Raw genomic sequence first — 19,115 nt, forward strand, 5'->3', positions numbered from 1 at the left:
AACATAATAGAAGAACCCGGGATTTTTATCGATAGAAAAGGTATTTTTATAGAAACTGTTTTTATATGAAAACGAATTCAGGTTACTATTCACTGATTGATTATTGCCTGAATTTCAGCCATGTCGTATTTCGGTGTTGCCCCTGCTTTCGATGCCACAAAAGCTCCTGTTGCGCAGGCGAAGGTAATCGCTTCTGCATGTGATTTCTTTTGCAGGAATGCCGCTACCAACCCGGCAAGGAAAGCATCGCCGGCACCAACTGTGTCTACCGCGTTAACCTTAAATCCCGGATGCTCGTAAAACTTGTTTTCATAATACATGACTGCTCCTTTGTCGCCACGGGTAACACAAAGCATCTCTACCTTGTAATGCTGAACAAACCATTTTATCAGTTCTTCCTCTGTTTTGCCCTCAATTCCGTTCCAGCCGGCAAAAACACGTAGTTCATCATCGTTTAGTTTTACAATGTCGGATTTGGCCAACAGAAGTTCCAGCACATCTTGTTTGTCGTAAGGTTGGCGCAGGTTTACATCAATTAATTTTACAGCATTGTTATCGAGTAATTTTAAAAGTGTTTCGCGTGTAGTTTGCTTGCGTGCTGCCAGTGAACCATAAATGATCAAACCTGTGTTTTGTGCTTTTTTAGCTAATTCATCGCTAAGCTGAATATTGTCCCAGGCCACCGGTTCACATATTTCGTATGAGGCATTGTTGTGCTCGTCGAGGTGAACCAGAACTTCACTGGTAGGCAAGTTTTCATCGGTTTGAATCAATGAGGTATCTACCTCAGAATTTTGCAAAAAGCCAAGGAGTTGCTGCCCCGCATCGTCATTACCAACCGAGCTGGCAATTGCGGCATTAAGGCCAATTGCGTTGAGGTGTAAAGCAACATTCATGGGAGCGCCGCCGGGTTTAGCTCCCGATGGAAGCCGGTCCCACAAAACCTCTCCAAAACATAGTATTTCTTTATTTGTGATATTCATTTTTATTAGTCTATATTTTGTACTTCTCTTCTTTCAGCTTGTATTAAGGGGCGACTGTAATAACAGTCTTTAGTTTCCTTAAAACGGTACTTAAATTTAAAAATACCGGGGGCTTTGAATGCTTTATTACTGCGTTATAAATTCCTGAATACTTTCATCTAATAAACGCTGGAATTCTCCTGGTTTTTCCCAAAAAACAAGATGACCAACACCAGCTATGATTTTAGCTTTAAACCCGGGGACATATTTTTTGAAGATCTCAACTTCGGTTGGTTCCATATCCGAATTAATGGCATGAAGCGGAACCTGCAGTTGCTGAAGCGATTCGATACAGTTTTCATTCATCCATTTAATGTTTCCGTGAAGTGATTCCTGCCATCCAACCTGAGATACATTTTCAGGGTAAAGACTGAGCACCCGTTCGAAATTAGCTTCCTGATTTGTCTTGTAGAATCCCATTGCAACCAGCTTTTCGTTGCTCATATTGTTTAAAAGATCCATCATCATGCTGTCAACTACCGGAATCATTTGCGGAGGTAATTTCCTTTCCGGATTCTGCATATTGTCAACAATTACCACTCCTTTTACTTTTTCCGGAATTTGATTGGCCGTTTCAACAACAACGGCAGCTCCCATCGAAAATCCTACAAGCACAACCTCATCCAGTTTTAATTTGTCGATTACCGCAATTACATCGTTTGAAAATGCATTCATTGTCCATTCAGAACGGTTATTGCCCGATTCGCCGGAGCCGGCCAAATCAATGGCAACAGCCCTGTATTTTGCAGAGAACTGTTCCATTTGATCGTCCCAAATCGTTCGGGGATTTGTCCATCCATGAACGAAAATAATGGCGGGTTTTCCTTTTCCCTTACTGCTAAAAGCTATTGAAACGCCATCGTCTGATGTTGCGATTTTTGGTGTTTCATTCCCGCAACTGATTACCAGAAAAATTGCCGGAAGGAGAATGGTGAAAATGAAGAATCTGTTTTTCATAGTTGTAGTTTAGTCAGAAACAATTGAGTATTGTGTCTAATTCGTTAGATTTCAATGGTAACAAGATAATAAATTCAGTTCAATTTATAGTCTTTAAGAAATAAACCAACATCAGGGAATGAAGGAGAAATACTTTTGTTTGCTTCTAAATTGATGGGTCGATAATTTTGAAAATGCTGCGGGGGAGGAAATAAAAAGAGGACTTGGCAGCCCTCTTTTTTTATTTTTCTGAAGTATTATCTATTCTGCAACTACACTACTAAACACTATGTTGCGAAAGTAGCTTATCTAAAAAAGTTTACCTGCCGCTGCCCTGACGTTCGATCATCCAACCCGGGTATTCAGGAGCCAGCTTACTTACTTCGTTTAATTGGTCGAGTTCTTCGGCTTCCAGTTTTACATCTACGGAACTTAAGTTATCGGCAAGTTGTTCGGATTTATTGGCGCCAATAATTACCGACGTAACAGCAGGTTGATGCAATAGCCACGACAAAGCGATTTGAGCCACAGTAACGCCTTTGTTGTCAGCAATTTTTCGTATAACATCCACAATGTCAAAAGCTTTTTCTTTGTTCACGGGCGGAAAGTCGAAATTTACCCGCCGGCCTTCTTTTGTTTCTGCATCGCGGCTGTATTTGCCACTTAATAATCCTCCTGCCAGCGGACTCCAAACCATCAGGCCCACTTTTTGGTCGAGAAGCAGCGGAACCAGTTCGCGTTCCAAATCGCGTCCGGCAATGGTGTAATAAGCTTGCAACGATACAAATTTGCTCAGGTGTTGCTGTGCCGAAATGCCCAGTGCTTTCATCAGTTGCCAGGCGGCCAGGTTGCTGCAGCCAATGTACCTTACTTTTCCGCTTTTAACCAGCGAATCGAGTGCTTCTAGCGTTTCTTCCAAAGGCGTGAGTCTGTCGAAGCCATGAATCTGGTAGAGGTCGATATAGTCCATGTTTAAACGCTTTAAACTTTCGTCGGCTTGTTGCAGAATATGTTTTTTACTCAGCCCCACTTCATTGGGGCCTTCGCCCATTTGTCCGCGTACTTTTGTGGCAATTACCAGGTTGTCGCGTTTTAGGCCGAGGTCGCGGATGGCCTGTCCGGTCATCTGTTCGCTCAGGCCCTCACTGTAAATATTAGCGGTATCAATAAAATTTATTCCGCCGTCAACCGATTGTTTTACTAAGTTGTTTACCTGGTCTTGTGGCAGTGTTCCAATAGCTGTCCACATGCCGCGGCCACCAAAAGTCATGGTGCCTAAACAAAGTTCTGACACGTATAATCCTGTGTTTCCTAATAAATTGTACTTCATGATATATGTTTTTTGTATTAGCAAAATTGTCATCCTCTATCGAAGGCTTTCATTTTTGTATGAGCATTAAATAAAGAGTGACAATGATAGCAGATTTCGACTTCATGATTTGTTGGTTTTAGTTCTACTGCAAACAGGCCTATGTCTGTTCTGATTCATCTTGCAATTTTCACTGCTTTTTGAATTTAAATTCCGAAAACAAAGAATTGCATTTGCAAAGAATTTTTGAGTAATAAACTCTATACCTGTAATTTAATACTTTGCCTTCTTTTTTGCAAGGGATAGTGGGGAATCCTTTAAAATTGACTTTTCCACGGGGCGATGTTGAATAAAATCATCCTCGGGTTTAATGATGTAAAGTCTATTATTTGCTAACCGTGATAATTTTTAGGCGACACACCAAAATGTTTTTTAAAACTAACCGAAAAGTGAGATGGTGTGCTAAATCCTGTAATATCTGCAATCTCCGAAATATTCATGTTGCCTTCCAGAATTAGCTCGGCAGCGCGGTTTAACTTGTAAGTTTTAAACAGCACACCCGGATTTTCGCCAGTCAATCCTTTAACTTTATAGTAAAATTTTGTTCGCGAAATCTTCAATACATCAGTCATCATGTTGATATTCAATTCCGAATTTGAAAGTTCATTCTCCATCAGCTTATACAATTCGCTCATAAAGTTTTTGTCTTGTGGAGTTAGAATATCCTGTTCAATTTTTTCGGTTTTTGTAACACCAACCAACATGCGTTGCGTTTTCTTTCGGTTGCTTAGTTGAGAGTTGATAAGTGCCAGCAAGTAATTCGGATCAAAAGGTTTGGTCACATAAGCATCGGCGCCGCTGTTAAGTCCTTCAACCTGGTTTTCTACTGTGGCTTTTGCCGTAACCAGAATAATCGGAATATGGCAAAACGAAAGACTCTCTTTAACTTTTCGGCTAAATGTAAAACCATCGGTTCCCGGCATCACTACGTCGCAGAGAATAAGGTCAGGCTCGGTTTCATTCAGTTCCTTAAATGCCGAATCGGCATCAAACTTATAATTAACATCGTAATAGGGTGATAACAATGCTTTCAGGTAATGAATAATTTCCGATTCGTCATCAATAATCAGCAGCTTTTGTTTTTGCTTGCTATCATTGGCAGACTCAAACTTATATTCTCTCTCAGCCGGATAGGGTATATATTCACTTTGCGGACTTTCCGTCTCGGGTTGTCTTTCTTCGGGAGAATATGCCTGTTTTGATACCGGAAGAACAAATGTAAATGTTGCTCCTCCTTCATCGTTGTTATGGGCCTTAATAAAACCGTGATGTATTTCAACCAAACGACGCGAATAGTAGAGCCCGATGCCGGTTCCCCAGTTGTAATATCCTTTTGTTTGATTATTGAGTTGATAATAACGTTCGAATATTTTCTCCATTTTATCTTCCGGAATACCTTTACCTGTGTCGCTGATGGCAACCTTTACCCATTGTGTGCTGGCATCCTGCACCGTTAGCGGGAAAATATCTGCTATTTTCTCTCGCGAAACAACATCGAATGCGATATTTATTTTTCCCTTTGATCCACTGAATTTTATAGCGTTGATAAGAAGGTTATTTACAATCTTTTCCAGTTTATCCAGATCAAGCCACATCACAAACCGGTCTTCCAAACCATAGGTGTTTATATCAATCTCTTTTTCTTTTGCGTTCAGTTTAAAAATATCGATGGTACGATTGAGTTCCGCTATAATATCAATGGTTTTTACCTTCAGTTTAAGGGTATCGTTCTCCAGTTTATTAAAATCCATTAACTGATTTACCAGCCGCAACATTCGGTTTACACTGCGTTGTACAATGTATATCATTTGTTTCGATTCATCTTTCAAATGGTCATCGTTGCTCAAAATGGATATCGGCCCGCTTATCATTGTTAATGGTGTTCTGAATTCATGAGATAAATTGGCGAAGAAACTCATGTTCATTTTATTCACCTTATGTTCCTGTTCAATTTCTATCTGGGCTTTTAAAGCTTTGTCTTTATTTGTTTTAATACGACGTTGCATGCGAACAACAAGTACTACAATAAATAAAAACAGGATGGTATAAAGCGACAGGGCCGGCCAGCTCAACCAAGGTGCCGGTTTAATCCTTACAAAAATCTCGTTCTGGGTTTCGTTAATGGTATTTTCGTTATTAAATACCTTTACCCGAAAGGTATATTTTCCGGCCGGCAAGTTGGAATAATAGGCCTGTCGGCTGCTGTTGGCTTCTATCCAAACATTGTCGTAACCGTCCATTTTATAGGCATATTTCAGGCGTTCGTATTCTCCGTAATCAATAGCAGAAAACGAAATGGCAAAACTATTCTGGTTATGATTCAAAGTTATATCGGGGTTGTACGACAGGTGTTTATCAATACTTTTGCTTTTGGCCGGCTGTTCAATTTTGTTGTGTATTTTAAGGTTTTCGAAGACCAGGGGAATATTTTGTTTGTAATTAATATCAATGGGGTTGAAAAAAGTTAATCCGTGCGTTCCTCCAAAAACCAGCGTATTATCCGAAAGCCGGCAAACACTCTTTTCGTTGAACTGATTTCCTCCAATTCCGTCGGTAGCATAATAATTAATAAAGTGTTGGGTAGTTCTGTCGAATTTACTTAACCCAAACAAAGTACCAACCCATATATTACCGGCTACATCTTCAGTAATACTGCTGATATCGGTACATCCAATACCAGTCACCTGTTCAATGGTGTTTGTAGTAGTTGAAAGTCGGTAAACGCCATTGCTAATTGTGCCAATCCAAACATCGCCAATAGCGTCTTCAAAAAGACACACCGGAACAAAGGCTGTTTTTTTATTTAGATGTTTGATGGGGATGGGGGTAACTTCTCTTGAAGCTGCATCAATTAATTGTAATTCGTGATTAAAGGATGCAACCAAAATATTTCCCGACGACAGCGTTAACAAAGCCGGGGTAAAACTATATTCTTTTCCATATAAGTGAAATGGCTCGAATTGCTCTTCGCCTTTGTTGAGAACGAATATAGATTGGTCCTTGCCGCCCAGCCAGACAGCACCTTTGGCATCTTCGGTAATCGATATTAAACCCGTGGGGAAATAGTAATATTTTTTAAGCGTCAACTTATGGTTTTCGAGGCGCATTTTTAGCAACATCCAATCTGATAGTACCCAAATGGTATTGTCGCTGCCAATATAAATGCTACTGGCCGTATGTTGAAACGAATCCCAGAATGAATACAATTCCTGGTTCGAGAAATGTTGGATTTCGTTGTTGTCGTGTCGGTACAACATAATACCATCTGAGCGGGTGACAATCCATAAATTTTTGTCGTGGTCGGTTGCCACCGACAGTACGGATTTGCCTTTTAATCTCGACTGCAGGAACTGGTTGTTGTTAAATCGTTCTTTATAGTGGTAGATCACTTTATATCCCTGATCGTAAGATCCCAGCCACAGGTTTTTTTGCGAATCGGTAAAAATGGAAATGATATCGAAGTCGGGCACGATAAAGGGAAATCCACTTTCCGATTGGTGAATTATGGTTTCAGTAAATTTGTTGTAGATGAAAACCCCGTCTTTTTGGGTTAGAATTAATACCGATGAGTTATTATAAAGATGCATTCGGTAAATAATGGCGTCTTTTAATACCGGATGCTGAGCAATAGCTTGCGGAGCTTCCTCATATTTTCCGGTTCGGGTATCATAAATCTCCAAATTTTGCCAGGAGGCGAGCCAAAGTTTTCCATTTTCTTCGAGGTACGAAAACGTAGTGTACTTATCGCGTTTCAACTCTTTTTTTAACTGGTAATTATGACTGTTATAACATTTTACCTGCCAGGGAGTAACCACCCATATATTGTTTGATTTATCGACGAGACAGGAGGTTACCAAATTCTGCGGATCCAGCTCCCTGATCACCGGTTCAAACTTATTCTGCTCTTCGTTGTAAACACAAATTTCAAAATTCATGTTCAAAAAAAGCTTGCCGTCATTGTCTTCAAAAAAATACAGGGCATTGCTACTTACACTTTCAATCGGAATACGGTCAAAACAATCCTGGTCGTTATACCTGCAAACACCATCAACCGTTGCTATCCATAGTCGTTTTTTCGAGTCGGTATAAATTTGCTGTATTCGGTTGTTCGAAATGCTTAATGAATCATCAGTATTAAAATATTGATGATACTCGTTAATATTGTATTTGTTCAGTCCCCGAATTGTGGCAATCCAAATATGCCCGAAACCATCTTCCGCAAATGAGCTTACCTGCTGATTGGAAATTTCGTTTGAGATAACCAAATTCATTTCAGTCTGACTAAGCTCGTTTGAATTTCCCCAAACAAAAACCGCGATAAAAATACTTAGTATAAAAAGGCTTGTCTTCTTCATTCGAATTCAATCTGGAGGTTCAAAAATAGCAATAATCGCCACCTACCTTCATGATTTATGTTCAGTGCTGCCGGGATTGAATAAATAGATAAGAATTTGAACAAATAGAAAAGTGGAATTGAACAGATACTAAAGCACTTAGTACAAAACGGAAAATTGCTTGCCACGGTAATGCCTAGCATTGTAAAGTCAAATTTTAACGACGTTGAACCAATAACTTATGGGACCAGTAAAACTAATCAGTCGAACTTTTTTAGTTCTGATTCTTTGGTCGTGTACTACGACTAAGGATAATGTGAAAGTTGCTTTCAATAATCATGAAATTACAACATCGACCAATTCCACAGTTGTTTCAACCGAAGCAGGTGAGGTTGCCGGGTATATTGAAGATGGCATTTATATATATAAGGGAATTCCTTATGCCGAAGCCGATCGTTTTATGCCTCCACATTCGCCTGTTCCCTGGGAAGGAGTCAGGAGTAGCCGCGCTTATGGTCCGGTTTGCCCGCAAGGAAAACGAATGGGTTGGTATTCGGATGAACAGTCTTTTGCTTTTGACTGGGACGATGGTTACGCCGATGAGAACTGTCTTCGTGTAAATGTTTGGACACAAGGGATTAATGACAGGAAAAAACGCCCGGTAATGGTTTGGTTGCATGGTGGTGGATATTCTGCCGGATCGGGGCAGGAGTTGCCGGCCTACGATGGAGCAGCACTGTGTAAAAAGGGCGATGTGGTTCTGGTTTCGTTAAATCATCGGTTAAATGTTCTGGGTTTTCTTGATTTATCAGCTTTTGGCGAGAAATATGCAAAATCAGGAAATGTTGGTTTGCTCGATCTTGTAGAAGCTTTAAAGTGGGTAAAAAACAATATTGAACAATTTGGTGGCGATCCGCAGAATGTTACCATTTTCGGCCAATCGGGTGGAGGAGGAAAAGTTAGTACACTAATGGCTACCCCGGCTGCCGCTGGTTTATTCGATAAAGCAATTGTACAAAGCGGTTCTTTATTAAATGTCATGGAAGCCAAATATTCCCGAAAAATCGGTTTGGCCACGATGCAGGAGTTGGGTTTAAAAGCCTCGCAAATCAATGAATTGGCAAAAGTACCTTATGAAAAATTGCTTGAAGCTGGAACCAATGCGGTTTCAAAAATACGGGAAGAGGCAGGAGCAGAAGGGCTTGATGCTTTACTTTTTGGCTGGGAACCAACGGTTGATGGAAATGTATTGCCCTGGCAGCCTGCTGATTTAAAAGCTATTGAACAATCAAAAGACATCCCTTTGCTGTTGGGAACTACCCTACATGAGTTTACGGCAAGTACCTATAATCCTGCATTGCGAAATATTGATCAAACAGGAGCAGTAAACGAACTAAAACAACGATATGGTGAAAAAACGGATGAATTTATATCTGTTTTTGAAAAGGCCTATCCAAATTATGAACCTAAAGATTTACTTGATGTAGATTTTCTGTTCAGGCCAAAGGCCTTAGAACAAGCATCATTGAGGTACAATACGCAGGGTGCACCAGTATATACCTATCTGTTCTCCTGGGAATCGCCGGTGTTGGATGGTATGTTCCGCTCCACACATTGTATGGAACTTCCCTTCGTATTCAATAATATTTCGCGTTGCCGGGAATTAACCGGTGGCGGAGAGGAGGCCCGCAATCTTGCCGATAAAATGAGCTCGGCCTGGATAAATTTTGCAAAAACAGGAAACCCAAACACAAGCAATCTTCCCGAGTGGGAACCATTTACTACCGACAATGGCGCTACCATGCTTTTTGATAACAAATGCGAACTAAAATACAACCATGATAAGGAATTAATTGAAATGGTGAATTCATTTCAATATCAGCTGACTAATTCAATAAACTAATATGATCTATTCAAATTTAATAGTAACTAAAATTTAAACTATGAAGTACTACAATTTAAGCCAAAAGCGGTATCGATTTATATCGCAACGGCTTTTCTCAAAAATGCTGATCGTTATGTTTTTAATGATCTCCTCGTTGGCATTTTCGCAAACAAATATTGAAGTAACAGGAACTGTCGCTGGCAGTGATGGGGAGTTGCTACCCGGAGTTACGGTTGTTGTAAAGGGCACAACAAACGGAACAATTACCGACATTGATGGAAACTATACACTTAAAAATGTTCCTTCGGATGCAACTTTGCAGTTTTCATTTATCGGAATGAAATCAACAGAAGTTGCAGTTGGTGGGCAAAGCATTATTAATGTAACACTGGAAAGTGAAAACATCGCTCTTGAAGAGGTGGTTGCTATTGGTTATGGTGTTCAGAAAAAAAGCTCGGTTACCGGTGCTATTTCGCAGGTAAAGGCGGAAGATATGGAGAACCGTACCATTACAAATCCACTTCAGGCAATAGCCGGTAAAACTGCAGGTACACAGGTTTATTCCAACTCGGCAGCGCCAGGTAGTTCACCAACAATCCGAATCAGGGGGATTAACTCCAATAACTCAATCTCGCCATTGTATGTGGTTGACGGACGTATTGCCGCGTCAATTGCAGGTATCGAACCTAACGATATCGAGAGCATGGAAATTTTGAAAGATGCTGCATCGGCAGCAATTTATGGTGCTCAAGCCGGTAACGGAGTAGTTTTAATAACCACGAAAAAAGGTAAAAAGGGAATGGGTACCCTTTCTTACGATTTTCAATACACCATACAAAGTTTAGGCAAAACCCCTCAGGTAATGAACTCGGAACAATTTATCGATTATTGGACCGAAGCCGGCAAATTCAGCATGGACCGTGTTTACCAGTATTGGGATTTTGAGCAAAATACCGATTGGGTGAACGAGATTTTTGAATCGTCCATTATGCAGCGTCACAACATCAGTTTCCAGGGAGGAAACGAAAAAGGAAGTTATTATTTGTCGGGCAGTATATTGGATAACGACGGTATGGTTGTTGGCGATGCCGATTTTTACAAACGGTATACAGGTATGATAAATACCAATTACAACATTAAGCCCTGGTTAGAAGTTGGTACGAACAATCAGTTGGAATACTACGAAAGAAGATCGGTTTCGGAAGGATCGGAATACGGTTCGCTAATTCTGAGTACGTTACAGCTCGATCCGATGACGGCAGTAACCTACACCGAACAAAATATGCCGGATAATATGGCAACAGCACTAGCCAATTACCGGGCTAATGGTGTTGGCGAACTGTTGAGCGACGGAAACGGCAACTACTACAGCGTTTCGCCATTTCTTACCAGCGAAAACCTCAATCCGCTAATTATGCGTGATAATTCATACTCGAAAAGTTCAGGTTTTAATATTAACGGAACAGCCTTTTTAAACCTGAAACCTATTGAAGGGCTTGTAGCAACAACGCGTTTTTCGTACCTGCTTAGTGCCGGTGAAAGTTATGGCTATTCGCAGGATTATTACGCGAACTCCATGTCGTATCAGAATTACATGGGGTTAAACGCATCCAGTTCGAATAACATTCGGGTTCAGTGGGAAAACTTCGCCACTTACAACCGTTCCTTCGACAAACACAACCTGACGGCGATGGTGGGTACTTCGTTTACAAAAGTTCGTTCATTTGGCGTTTCAGGAAGTAAAACCGGTACCGATGACGATTTTGGTGTACAACGCGACGATCCGCGTTACTACTATTTTGCTTATGCCACTTCAGAAGCCATTAAAGATGTTTCGGGTGGTGAACCTACTTTGCGTACTCAAAACGCTTTTTTTGGCCGTTTCGGGTATAACTACGACGAAAAGTACCTGGCGGAAATTGTAATGCGTGCTGATGCTTTCGACTCGGCTTACCTGCCGTTTGATAACCGTTGGGGTTACTTCCCCGGAGGATCTGTTGGCTGGGTAGTTTCTAAAGAATCATTTATGCAGGATGCGTCATCCTGGATCGACTTTTTAAAGTTGCGTGCCAGCTGGGGACAAAACGGTTCACTGGCCGGCTTGGGCAGTTATGCCTACCGTACATCGGTAACAAGCACAGGCAGTTATCCGTTTAGCACTTCGCCGGTATACAGCATTGGTTACAAACCTTCAACAACCGGTAACGAAGAACTAAAATGGGAAACCAACGAACAAACCGACATAGGTATTGATGCCCGATTCCTGGACAGCCGGTTATCTATGACTTTTGACTATTTCGTTAAAAAAACCAAAGACCTGATTGTAACCGGAATTACTCCTTCTACCATTGTGGGTAACACAGCTTCGCCTATTAATGCGGGTAATATCGAAAACTCTGGTTTTGAGCTGGAACTTGGATGGAAAGACATGAAAGGTGATTTTTCTTACGATGTGAGAGGAAATATCTCATCAATTAAAAACAAAGTAACCAATATTCACGAATCGCTGGACTATATCCCCGGAGCAAGTTTCCATACCACCAGTGGTATTACCCGTTTTGAAGTTGGTAAACCAGCCTGGTATTTTTATGGTTACGAGTTTGAAGGCATCGATGCAGCTACCGGAGATCCTGTTTTTGTGGATCAAAATTCAGATGATATCATTAACGATGATGATAAGGTTGACCTCGGAAAAGGTATCCCTGATCTGACTTACGGTATTACTTTAAATGCAGCCTATAAAGGATTTGATGCTATTGTGTTTGGTCAGGGATCGTATGGAAATGATATTTACTCTTGTTTGAACCGTACTGATTATGCCGTAAACAGTTTAACCTATTTTACCGAAAACAGATGGACTGCAGATAACACGAATGGAATCAGACCCCGCGCAGGAGCTAATGATATGGATAAATATTATACCTCTTCGGCCGCCGTTTTTGATGGTTCGTATTTCAAAATCAAACAAATTCAGTTGGGATACACTCTGCCTGGTTCAGTGCTCAATAAAGTGGGAATGAAAAGACTGAGGGTTTATGCATCGCTCGAAGATTACTTCACCTTTACAAAATATAAAGGGTTCGACCCGGAAGTTACAGGAGTTGGAAACGCTTTGGGAGTTGATAAAGGAAGTTATCCTAACTCAAAGAAAATCATATTTGGTTTTAACGTGTCATTCTAATCTTAACCAAAAAATCGAATAAAAATGAAACGAATAACAATAATATATTTAGCCGCCATAGCAATGGTTTTTACCATGCTTTCGTGCGAAGATGAATTGGAGATAGAACAAAAAGGTGCTATTAGTTTGGAAGAATATTATGGCAGCGACGAAAGTGCTGAAGGAGCAGTAACCGCAATTTACGGCGAATTGCGCGGAATGATGTACAATTACAAATTCCTGAAAAATATTTGTTCAGATGATGTTTGGGCTGGTGGCGCTGACCGTGGCGACAACAACGACCTGGAAAAAATGAACGAATTTACCTTTAGTGCCGAACACGGTTTTCTTTCAGGATGTTTCCAGAGTTATTACAATATCATCTACAATGCCAATATTGTAATGCAATACATCCAACCCGATTCTGATGTTAAAAAGCAAATGATTGCTGAAGCAAAAGTATTTCGTGCTTTGGCTTATATCGATCTTATTTCAATGTGGGGAACGCCTCCTTTGGTAGATCATCCGCTTGATCCGTCGGAATATCAAAAAACAAACGGCGATCCGGCAGAACTGTGGGCACTGGTTGAAACCGACTTGACTGAAGCTATTGCCTCGGGTAGTTTATTGGAAAAATCGGGTGTAAATGATGATTCAGTTTACCGTGTTACCAAACAATTTGCACAAAGCTTATTGGGAAAAGCTTACCTGTACCAGGGAAAAAATTCGGAATCGGCTGCGGCTTTCGAGTCGGTAATCAGCTCAAATCTTTACGCTTTATATCAGGGTGAATATGATGATGTTTTTGCTTTCTCAAACAAGAACAATAGCGAATCGATGTTTGAGGTGAACCGTGTTGTAGACGCAAATAACGTTTGGAGTAACTTCGATTTTTGGCACTTAATGATCCATTTCCGTACCGACCGTTTTACCGCTAAGCCGGTTACAGCTTTGGGATTGGCCGATCTGGGCTGGGGCTTTTGTTTACCACAAAAGGATCTGTACGACGCATTTGTTGCCGAAGAAGGTGAAGACGGATATCGTTTAAACCGTACACTGAAAACCTATGAGCAAATTCAGGAAATGGGAGCCAGCATGGATGCCGGAAAAACAATTATCGCTGAAGGTTATTTTTTCTGGAAAACAAGAATAACCAAGGATGCAGTGCCGGCTGCCGGTTCTAACTTCACCTGGGATCACAACGTGCGTATTATGCGCTATGCCGATGTGCTTTTAATGGCTGCAGAAGCCAACTTGCTGGCAGGTAATCAGGACAAAGCCGATGCATACCTGAACAAGGTTCGTTCGCGTGCTAAACTTGGCAATAAAACTGCAACAATGGATGCCATTAAAACAGAGCGCAGACTTGAACTGTGTTTCGAGGATGTTCGCTATCAGGATTTAATTCGCTGGGGCGATGCCGAATCAGCACTGTCAGGTCAGGGTAAAGAGTATCCGGTTATGTCTTCAAACGGTGTCGTTACTTTAAAATCAACCGGAAACAGCGAAGGAAAATACGGATTTCAGGAACGGAATACCCTGTTCCCGTTTCCATCAACCGAGATTCAGTTAAACAAAAATATTGTTCAAAATCCGGGTTGGTAATTTTACCGGTTTACAGAACTAAAAAATTTAAAATAAAACATATGAAAACTATATGGAAATTATTTATGTTCCTCCTTACCGCCACTTTTGCGCTGGTTTCGTGCGAGGACGATTCGCTTGATCTACTCACCGGGAAATATTCACCTCCCGAGGTGTATGATCTTACTGTACTTGGAACACAGGATAGGGTAAAAGATGGGCCGCTTTATACATTTTCTATAAATTTGACGGACGATGGATCGAATACTTTGAGTATGACACTCTTTTCAACCGAATATATATTGCCGGCTTCTGACTTTACGCCAAGTAATCAGGCCGCAAATAAAACCTATTTGCTTGGAGCTGATGGCACTACTTTTAACGGACAACAAATTATTGACGGCACAATAAGTATTGCAGCTCAGGACAGTAATTACACTGTTAGCGGAATTCTTTACCTGGCCAATGAAACCGTGCTTAAACTTACCGGAGCATATACTTACGCCTATGAGCCCGATCCGTACACGCCAACTTACACTTACACTGATGAAACAGTATCTCCGGCAATGGGCGGCGCGCAAGGTGCAACCCCTATTGATGGAAGCACTATGCACAAAATTACGGTTTATGCCGATGATGTTTTCTATGCATACCTGGAACTTGTTGCCGATGAAAATGCAACATCTCTTTCAGGAACCTATTCGGTGAAAGATGGAGTTAATGCAATTGGACAGTTGTCAAATGGATATTATGTTGATCTTACTTGGTATGGTATGGCTGGAGTTATGGAAGGCGGCTCGTATTACATGAAAGGTGAAGAGAAGATGTTTATCCGCGAAGGTGATGGTGCCATTACCATTACAGATAATGCCGGAATAGTAACAATTACGGGAGATAATCTTGCTATCTTAGATCTTGAGGCATTGATTGGCTCCGGGGGTGCAACATGGTCGGTATTGGAAACACCGGGAGATGTGAATGTTACAGATGCTACGAAATTGTAGAGCGCAGTAATCGGTTGTGATACAGGAAAATAACTCACTAATAAATATGTATACAAAAATGAAATTAAAAATCTCAATTACAACTATTCTGGTCTTAATCCTTGGCCTGAATATTTATGCCCAGCAGGCTTTATTTGGAGGACAGAACATTGTTTCGCCGGAAATAAACAGCGATAATAGCGTTACATTTCGCTTTAATGCACCAAATGCCGATACAGTGAAAATTACCGGTGATTTCTTACCTCCAGAGAAAATAAAAACGCAGTGGGGTATATTTGATGGCCCGGGAAAGGCATTGTTGAAAAAGGATGCAAACGGAATCTGGAGTTTTACTTCACAGCCTTTGGAATCTGATCTGTATAGCTACTCATTTATCGTTGATGGCGTAACCAATACCGATCCGAATAATGTTTATATGATCCGCGACGTGGCATCAATCACTGATGTGTTTATTGTTGGTGGTGGGAAAGGTGATTTGTACAATGTTCAGGATGTGCCACATGGTTCGGTTACCCGTCGTTGGTACGATTCGCCCGGAAATGATATGAAGCGCCGCGTTACCATTTATACGCCTCCGGGTTACGAAGAAAGTAAGGATAAATATCCGGTTTTGTATTTGTTACACGGAATGGGTGGCGACGAAGAAGCCTGGATTGCTTTGGGAAGAACTTCTCAGATTTTGGATAACCTGATTGCTCAGGGAAAAGCAGAACCAATGATTGTTGTGATGACCAACGGTAATGTTGCTCAAAAAGCGGCTCCCGGAGAATCGCCAAAGGGATTGTACAAACCAAACATGCAATTGCCCCATACAATGGATGGTAAGTTTGAAGAAACATTCACTGATGTTATAAAATTTGTTGAAAAAAGTTATCGTGTACAAGCCAATAAGGAAGGTAGGGCAATTGCCGGACTTTCTATGGGAGGCTACCATTCGTTGCACATTTCACGCTATCATCCAAATACTTTCGATTACGTTGGTTTGTTTTCAGCTGCAATTATGCCGAATGACGGAGTGAAGTCGAAAGTGTATGAGAATTTCGATGAAACACTAAAAGCACAAATGGATAACGGGTACAAGCTGTATTGGATTGGAATTGGCAAAACCGATTTCTTGTATCAGACCAACACAGACTATCGTGCAAAACTTGATGGTATGGGAATGAAATACACCTATGTGGAAACTGAAGGTGGTCATGTTTGGACCAACTGGAGGATTTACCTAAGTGAGTTTGTTCCATTACTTTTTAAATAAAATAAAGATCCGGGTGTTCAGCCCGGATCTTTATTACCTGTTTTCAAATAGTAACATCATAAACTAAAATAAATGAAGAAGATATTTTTAATAGTTCTTGCTTGTCTTGCAATTATGGTAGATGTAAATGCGCAGGAGCTAACTAACTTTATGAATAGGGAACCAATCGTTTCACCCGAGATAGGTGAAAGCCAGGTGACCTTTCGGTTTCTGGCCCCCAAAGCTGATACTGTAAAAATTACCGGGGGATTTACGCCTACCGTTAAAATGAAAACTTCGTTTGGCGAAATGGATGTTCCGGGCAGCCTTGATCTTACGAAAGATGAAAAAGGTTTATGGTCGATAACACTTCCATTGCCAGAGCCTGAATTGTATACCTACAGTTTTATTGTAGATGGCATCTCCGTAAATGATCCGACTAACACTTTTATGCAGCGCGATGGTTCGCGTTACCTAAGTGTACTGCTGGTGCCGGGAGAAAAAACGGAAAACTACTTTGAAGCCGAAAAACGCGGAAATCTTCATCAGGTGTGGTACGATTCTCCAACATTGAAAATAAACAGGAGAATGTTTGTTTACACACCTTATGGTTACGAATCAAGCAATAAAAGTTATCCGGTTTTATACCTGCTACACGGTGCCGGTGGCGACGAAGATGCCTGGAGTTCTATGGGACGTACCCGTCAGATTTTGGACAACCTGATTGAAAAAGGACTTGCAGAACCTATGATTTGTGTGATGCCAAACGGAAATCCAAATCAAATGGCAGCGCAAACTACACAGTTGCCTGTAAGCGATATGGATTACAGAGATCCATCGAACAGGAATAACTATGTTCACAGTATTGTTAAGGATATTGTACCCTACATTGAAAAGAACTATCGTGTTATTGCCGATCCTGATCATCGTGCTATTGCCGGTCTTTCAATGGGCGGTGGTCATACCATTGCAGCAGCTAACGAATATCCCGGAACATTCCAGTATATCTGCCCGCTAAGCATGGGGATTTGGGGCGAACAACCCGATATTGATGAGAAGCTGCAAGGATTAAAAAAAGCAGGTTACAAACTGTATTGGCTGGCTTGTGGTAACACTGATTTTGTTTATGAAAGTGCACAAAAGCTGGATGCCAAATTGACTGAGAATGGTTTGGAACACACTTTCTACGTTACTGAAGGAGGGCATACCTGGGCAAACTGGCGTATTTATTTAAACACCTTTGCTCCGCTTTTATTCAAATAGTATTATTTATACATAAGTTAAATGTGAAGGCAACAACGCTCAAATTTCCTTAAACGTAAAACTTTAACGAAATTGTTGTTGCCTTTTTGTTGAATCTAAATGAACAAGGTCATAAGTCACTCATCTTTTTTATTTTTATTCTTTTTAGAAGAACCTAAATTTTGACTATGAAAATCCAATCTCTATTACTTATTGTATTTCTCAACGTTTCTATACTGTCTATTGCTCAAAGCGATAAAGGAACTGTAGTAACCGATACGGTTTATTCTCAAAATCTGGAAAATGATTTTGGCGAGAATCCAAACCGTGCTGTTTCGGTTTATCTTCCTCCGAACTATCAAAACAGCGATCAACGTTATCCGGTTATCTATTTTCTGCATGGTTTTATGGGCGATAATAAAATGATGGAGATGATGTCAGGTCTTCTTGATTATGCAATTGCCGATAACAAAATCAAACCTTTTATAATGGTTATTCCCGATGAAAAAACCACTTACCAGGGAAGTTTCTACAGTAATTCTGGTGTATTTGGGAATTGGGAAGATTTTACGGCTTTCGATCTGGTAAAGTATATGGATGAAAATTACCGTACTATTCCGAAAAAAGAAAGCCGTGGAATTACCGGCCACAGTATGGGCGGTTATGGCGCTTTAAAAATTGCCATGCACCATCCCGATATATTTAGTACCGTTTATGCCATTAGCCCGGGAGCTTTAACCATTGTTGCCGAGTATGGGCCAAACAGTAATACATTCAGAGAATTGTCGGCAATCAAAACAATTGAAGGATTAAAAAAATCCTATTTCGGAAGTGTGATGATGGCCTTTGGTCGCTCGTGGTCACCAAATCCTGATAACCCTCCGTTTTATTGTGATTTCCCATTTGTTTATAACGGAGATGAACTTACTGTTAATCAGGAGGTACTGCAGAAATGGTATGATAATATGCCGGTTCATATGATTGATGAAAACTTCGAAAACCTGCAACAACTAAAAGCTATAAAACTCGACTGGGGCCGAAATGCCGGCGACCGGTTTACACTGCAATGTGATATGTTCAGTCAGCGATTGGAAAACGTTGGAATCACACATTTTGCCGAAGAATATATTGGTACGCACGGAAGTGGAATTTATACCAAAGACGGGCGTATTCCGCAGCAGGTTTTACCGTTTTTCGACTTCTATCTGGAGTTTGGGGAATAAAATAACCCATTTAAAATACGATTAATCATTTTTTTTGCTGTGGGTGAGTTAATTATACGGGGTTGGGTGAACTCTCTCCTTTTATCTAGTAAAACCGTGTTCAGTGTTGGAAATTTTAAAAT

At 40.8% G+C, this 19,115-nt stretch carries 11 protein-coding genes; 7 read left to right on the forward strand and 4 right to left on the reverse strand.

What is annotated here, in order from left to right; translation table 11 throughout:
• Positions 1 to 89: 89 nt before the first annotated feature.
• From LH29_RS09635 to LH29_RS09650, 4 genes are all read right to left on the reverse strand, one after another.
• The gene (locus LH29_RS09635) at positions 90 to 983 is read right to left on the reverse strand and encodes a carbohydrate kinase family protein (RefSeq protein WP_045028191.1); all 894 of its coding nucleotides are present in this window, start codon (positions 981 to 983) and stop codon (positions 90 to 92) included.
• A 126-nt stretch (positions 984 to 1,109) separates the two neighbouring features.
• Entirely contained in the window at positions 1,110 to 1,979 is an 870-nt protein-coding gene (locus LH29_RS23750) for an alpha/beta fold hydrolase (RefSeq protein WP_052670713.1), read from the reverse strand.
• 298 nt (positions 1,980 to 2,277) lie between these two features.
• The gene (locus tag LH29_RS09645) at positions 2,278 to 3,288 is read right to left on the reverse strand and encodes an aldo/keto reductase (RefSeq protein ID WP_045029109.1); all 1,011 of its coding nucleotides are present in this window, start codon (positions 3,286 to 3,288) and stop codon (positions 2,278 to 2,280) included.
• Positions 3,289 to 3,659: 371 nt separating this feature from the next.
• On the reverse strand, positions 3,660 to 7,682 hold the full coding sequence (locus LH29_RS09650; protein WP_045028192.1) for a hybrid sensor histidine kinase/response regulator transcription factor: 4,023 nt from the start codon (positions 7,680 to 7,682) through the stop codon (positions 3,660 to 3,662).
• A 220-nt stretch (positions 7,683 to 7,902) separates the two neighbouring features.
• Between LH29_RS09650 and LH29_RS09655 the strand changes: the two genes are divergently transcribed.
• From LH29_RS09655 to LH29_RS09685, 7 genes are all read left to right on the forward strand, one after another.
• Positions 7,903 to 9,564, forward strand: coding sequence for a carboxylesterase/lipase family protein (locus LH29_RS09655; protein WP_082063517.1), 1,662 nt, complete (start codon positions 7,903 to 7,905; stop codon positions 9,562 to 9,564).
• Between the two features lie 40 nt (positions 9,565 to 9,604).
• Positions 9,605 to 12,727, forward strand: a complete 3,123-nt coding sequence (locus tag LH29_RS09660) for a SusC/RagA family TonB-linked outer membrane protein (protein ID WP_198152391.1) — start codon at positions 9,605 to 9,607, stop codon at positions 12,725 to 12,727.
• 24 nt (positions 12,728 to 12,751) lie between these two features.
• Positions 12,752 to 14,311 (forward strand): RagB/SusD family nutrient uptake outer membrane protein, encoded by a 1,560-nt coding sequence (locus LH29_RS09665; protein WP_045028196.1) that lies wholly within the window; start codon positions 12,752 to 12,754, stop codon positions 14,309 to 14,311.
• Positions 14,312 to 14,352: 41 nt separating this feature from the next.
• On the forward strand, positions 14,353 to 15,294 hold the full coding sequence (locus LH29_RS09670) for a hypothetical protein (RefSeq protein WP_157493627.1): 942 nt from the start codon (positions 14,353 to 14,355) through the stop codon (positions 15,292 to 15,294).
• A gap of 58 nt (positions 15,295 to 15,352) precedes the next feature.
• Positions 15,353 to 16,549: an esterase gene (locus LH29_RS09675; protein WP_045029115.1), complete on the forward strand. Its 1,197-nt coding sequence runs from the start codon at positions 15,353 to 15,355 to the stop codon at positions 16,547 to 16,549.
• A 72-nt stretch (positions 16,550 to 16,621) separates the two neighbouring features.
• On the forward strand, positions 16,622 to 17,791 hold the full coding sequence (locus LH29_RS09680; RefSeq protein ID WP_045028199.1) for an esterase: 1,170 nt from the start codon (positions 16,622 to 16,624) through the stop codon (positions 17,789 to 17,791).
• A gap of 167 nt (positions 17,792 to 17,958) precedes the next feature.
• Complete coding sequence (locus LH29_RS09685) at positions 17,959 to 18,993, forward strand: alpha/beta hydrolase (RefSeq protein WP_045028200.1); 1,035 nt, start codon at positions 17,959 to 17,961, stop codon at positions 18,991 to 18,993.
• The last annotated feature ends 122 nt before the right edge of the window (positions 18,994 to 19,115 follow it).

The sequence above is a fragment of the Draconibacterium sediminis genome (genome assembly GCF_000949475.1).
GTDB lineage: Bacteria > Bacteroidota > Bacteroidia > Bacteroidales > Prolixibacteraceae > Draconibacterium > Draconibacterium sediminis.

Coding starts and splice junctions, on each gene's coding strand:
- LH29_RS23750 (WP_052670713.1), bottom strand. CDS start 1,979: ATGAAAAACAGATTCTTCATTTTCACCATTCTCCTTCCGGCAATTTTT.
- LH29_RS09665 (WP_045028196.1), top strand. CDS start 12,752: ATGAAACGAATAACAATAATATATTTAGCCGCCATAGCAATGGTTTTT.
- LH29_RS09645 (WP_045029109.1), bottom strand. CDS start 3,288: ATGAAGTACAATTTATTAGGAAACACAGGATTATACGTGTCAGAACTT.
- LH29_RS09660 (WP_198152391.1), top strand. CDS start 9,605: ATGAAGTACTACAATTTAAGCCAAAAGCGGTATCGATTTATATCGCAA.
- LH29_RS09655 (WP_082063517.1), top strand. CDS start 7,903: ATGGGACCAGTAAAACTAATCAGTCGAACTTTTTTAGTTCTGATTCTT.
- LH29_RS09670 (WP_157493627.1), top strand. CDS start 14,353: ATGAAAACTATATGGAAATTATTTATGTTCCTCCTTACCGCCACTTTT.
- LH29_RS09675 (WP_045029115.1), top strand. CDS start 15,353: ATGAAATTAAAAATCTCAATTACAACTATTCTGGTCTTAATCCTTGGC.
- LH29_RS09650 (WP_045028192.1), bottom strand. CDS start 7,682: ATGAAGAAGACAAGCCTTTTTATACTAAGTATTTTTATCGCGGTTTTT.
- LH29_RS09635 (WP_045028191.1), bottom strand. CDS start 983: ATGAATATCACAAATAAAGAAATACTATGTTTTGGAGAGGTTTTGTGG.
- LH29_RS09680 (WP_045028199.1), top strand. CDS start 16,622: ATGAAGAAGATATTTTTAATAGTTCTTGCTTGTCTTGCAATTATGGTA.
- LH29_RS09685 (WP_045028200.1), top strand. CDS start 17,959: ATGAAAATCCAATCTCTATTACTTATTGTATTTCTCAACGTTTCTATA.